Here is a 10831-nt window from a genome sequence, read left to right on the forward strand (position 1 = left end):
AGTTACGGCTCCCTCCGTTTTTTATTTCGTCAAGCCAAAATAAAGCCCTATATTTGTAAACATGAACCATCCAGCAGTGTCATCGATGAAACGATATGCCATCATAGTAGCCGGCGGCAGGGGCACCCGCATGGGCAGCGAGCTGCCCAAACAGTTTCTGCGCCTGGCCGGGAAACCCATATTGGCCCATACGCTCGACAACTTCTACCGCTTCGACCCCACGATAGAGTTGGTGGTCGTACTCCCCGCCTCGCAGCAGGCATATTGGAAGGCGCTGTGTCAAGAGTTCCATATCGACATTCCCCACCGCATCGCCTCGGGCGGAGAAACCCGCTTCCACTCGGTGCACAACGGGTTGGCCCTGCTCCCCGACGAGGGGCTCGTGGCCATTCACGACGGAGTGCGCCCGCTGGTCGCCCACACCGTTATCGAGCGTTGCTTCGCTACGGCACAAGAGTATGGCGGTGCCATACCTACCCTACCGCTCACCGACTCGCTGCGGCAACTGGGCCCCGACGGTTCGAGCCAGGCGGTGGACCGCAGCCGCTTCGTGGCCGTACAAACCCCGCAGACCTTCCGCTGCCACGAAATCAAAGAGGCCTACGACCAACCCTATCGCGAGACCTTCACCGACGATGCCTCGGTCTACGAGGCGGCTGGATACGCTCCCCGCCTGGTCGAGGGCAACCGCGAGAATCTGAAGATAACCCTACCCATAGACCTGGCTTTGGCCGAAATTCTGCTCGCCCGATGACCGACCTCGCCAAACTCGATATAAAATACCTGCCCGGAGTCGGGCCCAAACGGGCCGACCTCCTCAACAAGGAGCTGGAGATACATACCTATCTCGATCTGCTCCACTACTACCCCTACAAATACATCGACCGCAGCAAGACCTACAAGATAAGCGAGATCGACGGCTCCATGCCCTACATCCAACTGCGGGGACGCATCGTCTCGTACAATACCCACGGCGAGGGTGCCCGTCGGCGTCTCACCGCCCTGTTTTCCGATGGCACAGGGGTAATCGAGCTGGTATGGTTCAAGGGCATCCGCTACATCACCGAGCGATACAAGCCGGGCACGGAGTATACCCTGTTCGGACGGCCTACCCTCTTCAACGGGAAATTCAACATTGCCCACCCCGAGCTCGACCCCATCGACGACCGCATCGACAACACCACCGGTCTGCAAGGCTACTACAACACGACCGAGAAAATGAAGAACGCCTTTCTCAACTCCAAGGCGCTGCAAAAGATGGTCTACACCCTGCTAACCAGTATACAGGCCCCACTGCCCGAAACCTTGCCCGCCCCCGTCATCGCCCACATGCAACTGATGGGGATTACCGATGCCCTGCGCAACATCCATTTCCCCATATCGGTCGGCCACCTGCGCCGGGCCGAGATGCGGCTCAAATTCGAAGAGCTCTTCTATCTGCAGCTCCACATCCTGCGATACACCCGGCTGCGCAACCAGAAACTGGGCGGATTCCGGTTCGACCACATCGGCGACTGCTTCAACAACTTCTACCACCACATACTTCCCTTTGAGCTCACCCAAGCCCAAAAGCGGGTCATCAAAGAGATACGGGCCGACATGGGCAGCGGCCGGCAGATGAACCGGCTGCTGCAAGGCGACGTGGGCAGCGGCAAAACCCTGGTGGCCCTCATGAGCATGCTTATCGCCGTCGACAACGGCTACCAGGCTTGCCTGATGGCCCCCACCGAGATACTGGCCACCCAGCACTACGAGGGGCTGAAAACGATGGTCGAGCCTCTGGGGTTGCGCATCGAGCTTCTCACCGGGTCGGTCACCAAGAAGCGGAGGGCCCCCATTCTCGAGGGGCTGCTCACCGGCGAAGTCAACCTGCTCATCGGTACCCATGCCCTGCTCGAAGATACGGTCCACTTCGCCAACCTGGGCTTTGTCGTCATCGACGAGCAGCACCGGTTCGGCGTAGAACAGCGCTCCCGCCTCTGGCACAAAAACACCACGCCGCCCCACATTCTGGTGATGACGGCCACCCCTATCCCCCGCACCCTGGCCATGACGGTCTACGGCGACCTCGACGTATCGGTCATCGACCAGCTGCCCCCCGGCCGCAAACCCATACAGACCCTGCTCCAATACGACAGCAAGCGAGGCCAACTCTATGCCGCCCTGCGCAAGCAGTTGCAGATAGGTCGGCAGGCCTATATCGTCTACCCCCTCATCCAGGAGAGCGAGAAGAGCGACCTGAAAAACCTCGAGGAGGGCTACGACCACATACGCGAGGTGTTCCCCGAGTACCGGGTGTGCATGGTTCACGGCAAGATGAAGGCAGCCGAGAAGGAGGAGCAGATGCAGCGGTTCGTCTCGGGCGAGGCGCAAATCATGGTAGCCACAACCGTCATCGAAGTGGGGGTGAATGTACCCAACGCCTCGGTCATGATTATCGAGAATGCCGAGCGGTTCGGACTGGCCCAGCTGCACCAGTTACGAGGCCGTGTAGGCCGCGGAGCCGAGCAGTCGTACTGCATACTGATGACCTCGTACAAAATAAACCAGGATACCCGCAAACGGCTCGAACTGATGACCGAGACCAACGACGGATTCCGCATTGCCGAAGCCGACATGCAGATGCGCGGGCCCGGCGATATGGAGGGAACCCAACAGAGCGGTATCGCCTTCAACCTGCAAATTGCCAACCTGGCCAAAGACGGCCAAATCTTGCAGGCGGCTCGCGACGAAGCCAACGCGCTGCTCGACAGCGACGAACGACTGGAACATCCTGAAAATTATATCGTACGAAAAGAGTTGAGCCGGATCTTCGAAAGACAAAAAAACTGGGGATTGATTAGCTAATGTAAAATAAGGGGTTTTATGTTGTAAAACATATTATTCATAATTTATTATAAATCAAATAGATAATACGTAAAATCTACCATCACCCCATAGAGGGAGACTAAATTTTGTTAACCACCCAGAACACTTCTCCCCAAAAATCATTATCTTTGAAGAGTGTGTTTGAAAAAAGCACACCCATATCATAGTTTAGATTACTGGAAGTCTTTTTTTGACTCTCTATTTTTTTAGGACTTGGCTCGGGCCAGAAACAAATTAAAATGTATTTCGGAAAAATAAAACATTGTATCCTCCCACTGCTGCTTGCATTCTCGTTAGGCACACTCAATGCCCAACACAATAGGAATCTCTCTACTCAACAACACTCCAAACTGCATCAAGACCTCATCGCCGGTCAGCAGAACATTCACAAGTCCATCAATCTGGTCGACTCGATTGCCCTGCTCGAGATGCTCGAAGAGGAGGAAGAGGAGTTCCCCGGGTCGGATGTATATGGCGACAACTGGGATCAGACGTGGGTAAACCCCTATAAAGTTCCTATCGAAAAACTGCCCGAAACCGAAACCATCGACGTATCGGAATATTGCATGCCCATCATCAGCCACATCACCTCGAACTACGGCTGGCGTCGCCGTCGCATGCACCGGGGCGTAGACCTCTCGCTCCATATCGGCGATACGGTGCGTGCCGCCTTCTCGGGCAAGGTACGGCTCACCCGCTACGAGCGCCGCGGCTATGGCTACTACGTCATCATCCGCCACAACAACGGTCTCGAGACCATCTACGGTCACCTCTCCAAATTCCTGGTGGAGCCCGACCAAATCGTCAAAGTGGGCGACCCCATCGCCCTGGGTGGAAACACCGGCCGCTCTACCGGTCCGCACCTCCACTTCGAGACTCGCTACCTGGGTATGGACATCAACCCCAACAAGATATTCGACTTTGTAAACCAGGTACCCCACACCGATACCTACACCTTCAACCCCAAAGAGTTGGCCAGCAGTCTGGGATACGGGAAATACAAAAACAGCAGAAACAAAGGGACCAACAACGGTGCCAAATATGTGTCGTACCGCGTACGCAAAGGCGACTCGCTGTCGAGAATAGCCAGCAAATACGGTGTCTCCATCAACCAATTATGCAAACTGAACGGAATCAAACGAAACGCTATCCTGCGTGAAGGGAAGGTTCTGAGAATAAGATAATAACCCCAAAATTAGAACAACAACAAAAAATTGAATCATTTCCATTAAAACAAACTGCTTCATTCTATAAAAAGCATCAACGTGCGTTGGTGCTTTTTTTTATTCCTCTCCACTCTGTACAGCCCATCCCAAAGAGCTGCCTGCCGACAAAAAGCAGACGGCATCCCCCCGGCAGAGAACGAGTCGCCCCTTCCCCGGGAGAAGAAGGGGGCTACCTACCTCGGCACACAGGAGTGTGACCGAACGGCTCGATTCGGAACCCGGCGACACAGAAGACAGAAGGTCCCGGCCATGGAGCAAACAGCCTCAGGGACAAACAGCCACAGGATGTGATTGGGGAAGGGAAAAGAGGCTATGCCTATTTTCCAAACAGAGTGTGATAGCGTTGCAGCAGTTCGCTATACGGGGTCAGATGCCGGACAGGCAACAGCGAAACCGACGAATAGCGGTCTATGGCTATCCGGTTGTAATCGCCGAAACCGCTTTGCAAGGCCTTCTCGAGATAGCCGATTGCCTTGTCGGCATCGGTCATGGCATACATGCAGGCCAAATAGAAATAGTCGATATTGCGCACCGTACCCGACTGCAGCAGCCGGCTCTCCCAGCGAGCCATCTCCTGAGGTTGATGCAGGCGGGCAAAGGCAATGCCCTTGAGGTTGTCGCCATAGTAGGTCGACTGGTCGTCGAGGCTCAGCACCTTGCGATAGTCGGCCTCGGCTTCGGCCCGGTTTTCAAATCCATACTCCTGCACGTAGGCCCGCAGCAGATAGAGATAGGGCATCGTAGGAGCTACGGCGATAGCATCGTTGTAGTAACCGATAGCATCGATGTAATTCCCCTCGTCGTAAGCAATCATACCCCGCTCGATACACACCTGCACATTCGACGGATCGTATACGGCAGCCTGCCGGATAGCCTGGTCGGCAGCCACCAAATCGCCGGCACCGCGTTCGATTTCGGCCTGCAGCCGATAGTATTCGGCATTCTGGCCATCTTTCTCGAGGGCCCGCTTAATATCGTTGCGGGCATCGTCGAAGCGTCCCAGACGCGACAAGCAATAGGCCCGGTTGTAGTAGATGCTGTGGAAGTTGAAGAAGTTCTCGGAGAGAATCGTATTCCAGTCGCGCAGCGACAAGTTGAAGTCGTAATGGTCTTTATAGATAGAACCTCGCACATAATAGAGCATGCCCTGACGGGGGAATCGCTCGATGTTCCGGTTCAGTCCGGCAATCACCTCGCTGTAAGCCTCGTTGCTGTAAGCCACCAACTGCTGCACGGCACCCGAACGTCCGTCGTCGAGCGATACAGCGTAGACCAGATCGTCGACCGCCTCGGGCAACAGCCCCATCTCTTTGTAGATTTCGCTACGCTCCAGGTAGACCATGGGATCTTTGGGCGAAAGATTCACCGCCTGAGCCAGAAGGTCTTTGGCCCGCACCGGTTGCCCGACGTGTGCTTCGACCCGGGCCAGCCCCATGTAGGCACTCTGGCTGCGGGTATCCATCCGCAACAACTGGCTGTAATCGATTTTGGCCAAGTCGTATTGGCCCATCTTGCAAAGCAGGTCGCCCCGGTCTTTCAAGGCCAGCCGATGGTTGGGAACCAGACGCAAGGCACTGTTCAAGTCGGTCAGGGCCGGCTTGTTCTCCCCCTTCACCGTCAGAATCTTGGCCCGCAGCAGATAGGCCTGGGCCAAGTCGTCTTTCTCCCGGCGGGGAAAATATTTGATGGCATTGTTTATATCCGACAAAGCCTTCTCCATTTCGCCCTGTCCGAAATAGGCCATGGAGCGGCTGTAATAGGTCCGGTAGTCTTGAGGATTGGCGGCCAGCTCTTCGGCATAAACCTCCATCATGGCTTTCACCAGATCGTCGTCGGCAGCCGAAGCCGGAGCCGAAACGACCGACAGACCCAATAAAACAACTCCCCATATACAGTTACGTCGTACACCCATCGTGAACCCCCTTTTCTGTTTTTGCATTTATACTATTCCGAGCTGCCCTGCCGGCAAATTCCACATCGGGAGAATCGGCCCGCCTATATTCGACAGGCACCGGCCTCGTTTCACCCTTCGGGGACGACCGGCCGACCCCATTGTCGGCAACTCTTTTTCAGGGCAAAAATACAAACATTTCTCCGAATGAACAAACGGTCGCATAGCCATTTACACGCGGTTGTGTACGGTGGCTACGACAGCTCGACCGTCTCCAAATCGTCGGGCACGAAAACCCGCCCGGTGAAGTGCAGCAACGCCTCGGCCCGGTAGAGCTCCTTGCGGGTGGCCAGGTTGCGGTCTTCGGTATGGTAGAGCAACAGGTTCTTTACCCGCAGCTGCTCGGCCAGGCTCCCTGCCTCGAGCGCCGTGCTGTGGTGCTTCTCATAGGGCTTGAAGATGTCGCGGTCGCGATAGAGGCAGAAGGCCTCGCACAGCATCCAGTCGGCCCCCTCGACATACGACCGGTTGGCCTCGTTGTAGGGCTCGTCGCCCAGGCATACCAACCGCTGCCCGCCGGGCAGTGCTACCTGGAAACCAAACTGTTTCTCCTTGGTCGACAGGATGTCGAAACACTGAAACTGCATGTCGCCCACCTCGAAACGCGCCTTGTCCTTCACCTCGTGGAAGAGTACCCCATTACCCAGATAGGCCCGGTCTTTGGCCGAGAGGGTCATACGGCATATCCAGTCGAGTACCGTCAGCACCTTGTCGTGGCCATACACGGTGAAGGCTCCTTCGTACCGGCCGCTCTTCATGCGGTTGATAATCATGCGCACTACCCACACGGCACCCAGTATGTGGTCGGTGTGGGCGTGGGTGACAAACATATCGTGCAGGGAGCTCAGGTCGATGCCCGCCTTCTCGAGCTGCGAAAGCACCCCGTTTCCTCCCCCGGCATCGACCAGACATCGCGAGGTTTCGGTACTCAACACAAAACAAGTATTGTAGCAACGGGTAACGATGGCATTGCCCGTGCCCAGCATGGTAAGGGTATTGTGACTCATAACACTATTTTCAGGACCGACGATACCGTCCGTATACGACGGTTTCATACGGCATATTTGAAAAAAGGGAGAGGTCGACGGTTACCGTCGCTCCCCTCCCGAAATCGGATTTTATTTTTCTCTATTTTTTGTCAAACGCATTGATGGTCTGTCTGATGCGCACCAACCGGGTGAGCAGTCCTTCGAGCCGGTCGAGCGGCAACATGTTGGCGCCGTCCGACTTGGCCTCGCGGGGATTGGGGTGTGTCTCCATGAAGAGGCCATCGACCCCTACGGCCACCCCGGCACGGGCTATCGTCTCGATGAGTTCGGGCACGCCGCCGGTCACACCCGAATCCTGATTGGGCTTTTGCAGCGAGTGAGTGGCGTCGAGCACCACAGGGAAACCGAACTTCTGCATCACCGGGATACCGCGATAGTCGACAATCAGGTCTTGATAGCCGAAGGTGGTACCCCGCTCGGTAATCATCACCCGGTCGTTACCGGCATCGACCACCTTTTGAGCGGCAAACTTCATCGCCTCGGGCGAGAGGAACTGCCCCTTCTTGATATTCACCACGCGACCCGTCTGAGCAGCGGCCACCAGCAGGTCGGTCTGCCGGCACAGGAAGGCGGGAATCTGCAACACATCGACATACTGAGCCGCCATGCGCGCCTCGTCGGCCGTGTGTATATCGGTCACCACCGGTATCTGGTAGGTTTCGCCCACCCGGCGCAAAATCTTCAGAGCCTTCTCGTCGCCGATACCGGTAAAGGAGTCGAGACGTGAGCGGTTGGCCTTGCGATACGAACCCTTGAATACATAGGGAATCTGCAACGCATCGGTTATCTGCACAATCTTTTCGGCAATCTCCATGGCCATGGCCTCGCCCTCGATTACACAGGGGCCGGCCAGCAGGAAGAAGTTGCCGCTGTCGGTATGTTTCAGTTTTTCGAGTTTCATTATTTCGGGTTTAATTGGTTCATCAGTTGTATCGTGTGACAAGCCACCAGACCGGCTGTTTCGGTGCGCAGGCGGCTCGGGCCCAGCATCACGGGGCGGAAGCCGCAGGCGATGGCCTGCTCCACCTCCTCGGGGCTGAAATCGCCTTCGGGGCCAATCAGTATCAGGGCATTCTCACCGGGCCGATAGAGCTCGGTCAGCTCCTTGCGGTCGCCCTCGTCGTAACAGTGGGCTATGAACTTCTGGCCGTCGAACGGCTGAGCCACAAACTCGGCAAAGGGAGTCATCTCGGAGAGTTGCGGCAGCACCGCCTTGAGCGACTGTTTCATGGCCGAAACCAGAATCTTGTTCAGGCGCTCGGTCTTCAACTCCTTCCGCTCCGAGAAACGGCAACGCAACAACGTGATGGCATCGATGCCTATCTCGGTGGTTTTCTCGGCAAACCATTCGATGCGGTCGAGGTTCTTGGTGGGGGCAATGGCCACATGCACCCGGGCGGTCCAAGGGTTGGGAGCAGTCTCCCTCTCGAGCAGCCGCACGCCGCAGCGCTTGGGGTGAGCCAACACAATCTCGGCCCGATAGCGGGTACCTCGCCCGTCGATAATGCCAATCTCGTCGCCCTCCTTCATGCGCAACACCCGCACACAATGCTGGCTCTCGCCTTCGGGCAACTCGTGCACGGTCTCTATATCGGGAGCATAGAATATCTGCATGGCATCAACTGTCGATTAAGCGTTGGCCTGAGCCGTGCGTTGATGTTTGTAGTGGAAGGTGAGCGCAAACAGCACACCGATTACAAAAGCATAAGCGGCAAAGATGGTCCAGCAGGCCGTCCAGTCGGTCACACCAGCCGTGGTGTGGGCCTTGATTACCCATCCGGCACCGTAACCGCCCACGATAGAACCCAAGCCGTTGGTCATCATCATAAAGATACCCTGTGCACTGGCCTTGATCGAAGCAGGAGCCTCATCGGCAATAAAGAGCGAGCCCGACACATTGAAGAAGTCGAAAGCCATACCGTAGACAATCATCGACAAGATAAGGAAGAGTACCGAGAAGCCTTCGGGACCGCCAATGGCGAAGAACCCGAACCGAAGCACCCAGGCGGTGAAGCTGATAATCATCACCCGCTTGATACCGTATCGGCTCATGAAGAAGGGAATGGCCAAGATAAACAGCGTCTCGGATACCTGCGAAAGCGACGAGAGGATAACCGAATATTTCACGGCCCAAGAGTCGGGCGAAGTGGCTTTGAAGCTATCGAGGAAAGGCACACCGTACATGTTGGTCACCTGCAAGGCGGCACCCAGCAGGAACGAGAAGAGCAGGAACACGGCTGTGCGGTAATTCTTGAAAAGTACCAGCGCATCCAAACCCAGCATCGACAGGAGGCCGTTGTTTTTCATCGCCTTGGCCGGCGGACAGGCGGGCAGAGTAAAGCAGTAGAAACCCATCACCACCGAAGCAACCCCGGCCATGAGCAACTGTCCGTTGTTGGCGCTGAAGCCGGTGAAGTTGTCGATCCACATGGCTACGATAAAGCCGACCGTACCCCACACCCGCACCGGCGGATAGTCTTTGACACGGTCCAGTCCGGCCTTGTCGATGGCGTTGTAGGCCACCGTATAGGAGAGCGACAGCGTAGGCATATAGGCAAGCATGTTGACCAGCATCGCTATCTTGAAAAAGTCATAGTCCGAAATGAATGCCGCACTGAAAAGGGCGATGGCACCCACAAAGTGCAAGCCGCCCATCAAGCGCTCGGCATTGATCCACTTGTCGGAGACGATACCGATAAGAGCCGGCATGATGAGCGAAGCGATACCCGACAAGGCAAACACGCTGCCTACAAGAGCACCGTCGAAAGCAAGCCCCCCCTCTTCGGTAGGCGTAGTCATATAGAGCCCCAATGTACAGAGCCAAGATCCCCAAATAAAAAATTGGAGAAAGTTCATTACTATGAGTCGCAGTTTGATACTTTTCATATAATTGTGTTTTGTATTACGATCCTTATCCTATACCCTTGCATGGCTTAGATTAGCAGGCAAAGCTACCAAAATATCGCTGTTTTTACAAGCGATTGTCTCTTTTATTCAGTTCCTCCTGTATACGGGCTGCCTCTTCGTAAGCCTCCGAGGCAATAGCCTTTTCGAGCCGTTCCTTCAACTCCTTACGCGAACAGGCCGACAAGTCCCGCTCCTCTTTTTTTACGACCTCCTTTTCGCGACTACGCTCGGGAGAATGCTCATCGGCCTCCTCCTCTTCATAAACGAAACCGGCCTCCTCGATAATCTCGGGCATGACAAAAATATCGGAGCGTGTACGCAAGGCAATGGCTATAGCGTCGGACGTACGAGCGTCGACCCGCATCTCGCGGGTACCATCGTCGAAAACCATCTCGGAGTAGAAGACTCCGTTCTCCAATTTATAAATGCAAACTTCTTTCAACCGTATGCCGAAACCATGGGCAAAACTTACAAACAGATCGTGGGTGATGGGTCGAGGCGGAATGATGCCCTCGAGTGAAATGGCTATCGACTGGGCCTCGGATACACCTATTACTACGGGAATGCGACGGGGTCCCTCCTCCTCGGCAAGGACCAGAGCGTATGCTCCCTTCTTCACTTGACTATATGTCAATCCCAATACCTTTAACTTGATACGATTTTCCACAGCTCACTGGTTTTATAAGAAACAAAGATAGTGAAAGGTGAGAGCAGAGACAAACAGGAAACGTAGTTTTCAATATTTGGCTCTGCCGAACCGACTCCTATCTTCTGAAAAGATAGTGAAAGGTGAGAGCAGAGACAAACAGGAAACGTAGTTTTCAATATTT

General features: G+C 55.3%; 9 protein-coding genes. 3 read left to right on the plus strand and 6 right to left on the minus strand.

Features of this window, described 5'->3' with window-relative positions; all coding sequences use genetic code 11:
- The first annotated feature begins 85 nt into the window (after positions 1 to 85).
- The 3 genes from Q1K76_RS04300 to Q1K76_RS04310 all read left to right on the plus strand — a co-directional run bounded on the left by Q1K76_RS04300 (position 86) and on the right by Q1K76_RS04310 (position 4052).
- On the plus strand, positions 86 to 754 hold the full coding sequence (locus tag Q1K76_RS04300) for a 2-C-methyl-D-erythritol 4-phosphate cytidylyltransferase (RefSeq protein ID WP_300131311.1): 669 nt from the start codon (positions 86 to 88) through the stop codon (positions 752 to 754).
- The gene (recG, locus tag Q1K76_RS04305) at positions 751 to 2847 is read left to right on the plus strand and encodes an ATP-dependent DNA helicase RecG (protein ID WP_300131291.1); all 2097 of its coding nucleotides are present in this window, start codon (positions 751 to 753) and stop codon (positions 2845 to 2847) included. Before Q1K76_RS04300 ends, recG begins: the two co-directional genes overlap by 4 nt.
- A 260-nt stretch (positions 2848 to 3107) precedes the next feature.
- On the plus strand, positions 3108 to 4052 hold the full coding sequence (locus tag Q1K76_RS04310; RefSeq protein ID WP_087408909.1) for a M23 family metallopeptidase: 945 nt from the start codon (positions 3108 to 3110) through the stop codon (positions 4050 to 4052).
- A gap of 358 nt (positions 4053 to 4410) precedes the next feature.
- Here Q1K76_RS04310 and Q1K76_RS04315 read toward each other — a convergent pair whose 3' ends face one another.
- From Q1K76_RS04315 to Q1K76_RS04340, 6 genes are all read right to left on the minus strand, one after another.
- Complete coding sequence (locus Q1K76_RS04315; protein ID WP_300131293.1) at positions 4411 to 6006, minus strand: tetratricopeptide repeat protein; 1596 nt, start codon at positions 6004 to 6006, stop codon at positions 4411 to 4413.
- A gap of 233 nt (positions 6007 to 6239) precedes the next feature.
- A complete protein-coding gene (locus Q1K76_RS04320; protein ID WP_300131295.1) occupies positions 6240 to 7052 on the minus strand; it encodes an MBL fold metallo-hydrolase in 813 nt (270 codons plus the stop codon).
- A 121-nt stretch (positions 7053 to 7173) separates the two neighbouring features.
- Complete coding sequence (kdsA, locus tag Q1K76_RS04325; protein ID WP_300131297.1) at positions 7174 to 7995, minus strand: 3-deoxy-8-phosphooctulonate synthase; 822 nt, start codon at positions 7993 to 7995, stop codon at positions 7174 to 7176.
- Positions 7995 to 8708, minus strand: a complete 714-nt coding sequence (locus tag Q1K76_RS04330; RefSeq protein ID WP_300131299.1) for a 16S rRNA (uracil(1498)-N(3))-methyltransferase — start codon at positions 8706 to 8708, stop codon at positions 7995 to 7997. The genes kdsA and Q1K76_RS04330 overlap by 1 nt, the downstream gene beginning before the upstream one ends.
- Positions 8709 to 8723: 15 nt before the next feature.
- Positions 8724 to 9980, minus strand: a complete 1257-nt coding sequence (locus Q1K76_RS04335; RefSeq protein WP_300131300.1) for a nucleoside permease — start codon at positions 9978 to 9980, stop codon at positions 8724 to 8726.
- An 85-nt stretch (positions 9981 to 10065) separates the two neighbouring features.
- Positions 10066 to 10668 carry a bifunctional nuclease family protein gene (locus Q1K76_RS04340; RefSeq protein WP_087408915.1) on the minus strand — a complete coding sequence of 201 codons (603 nt, stop codon included), beginning with the start codon at positions 10666 to 10668 and terminating at the stop codon, positions 10066 to 10068.
- Positions 10669 to 10831: the final 163 nt, after the last annotated feature.

Source organism: uncultured Barnesiella sp., assembly GCF_946496565.1.
GTDB lineage: Bacteria > Bacteroidota > Bacteroidia > Bacteroidales > Barnesiellaceae > Barnesiella > Barnesiella merdigallinarum.

Coding starts and splice junctions, on each gene's coding strand:
- recG (WP_300131291.1), top strand. CDS start 751: ATGACCGACCTCGCCAAACTCGATATAAAATACCTGCCCGGAGTCGGG.
- Q1K76_RS04335 (WP_300131300.1), bottom strand. CDS start 9,980: ATGAAAAGTATCAAACTGCGACTCATAGTAATGAACTTTCTCCAATTT.
- kdsA (WP_300131297.1), bottom strand. CDS start 7,995: ATGAAACTCGAAAAACTGAAACATACCGACAGCGGCAACTTCTTCCTG.
- Q1K76_RS04315 (WP_300131293.1), bottom strand. CDS start 6,006: ATGGGTGTACGACGTAACTGTATATGGGGAGTTGTTTTATTGGGTCTG.
- Q1K76_RS04310 (WP_087408909.1), top strand. CDS start 3,108: ATGTATTTCGGAAAAATAAAACATTGTATCCTCCCACTGCTGCTTGCA.
- Q1K76_RS04320 (WP_300131295.1), bottom strand. CDS start 7,052: ATGAGTCACAATACCCTTACCATGCTGGGCACGGGCAATGCCATCGTT.
- Q1K76_RS04300 (WP_300131311.1), top strand. CDS start 86: ATGAAACGATATGCCATCATAGTAGCCGGCGGCAGGGGCACCCGCATG.
- Q1K76_RS04330 (WP_300131299.1), bottom strand. CDS start 8,708: ATGCAGATATTCTATGCTCCCGATATAGAGACCGTGCACGAGTTGCCC.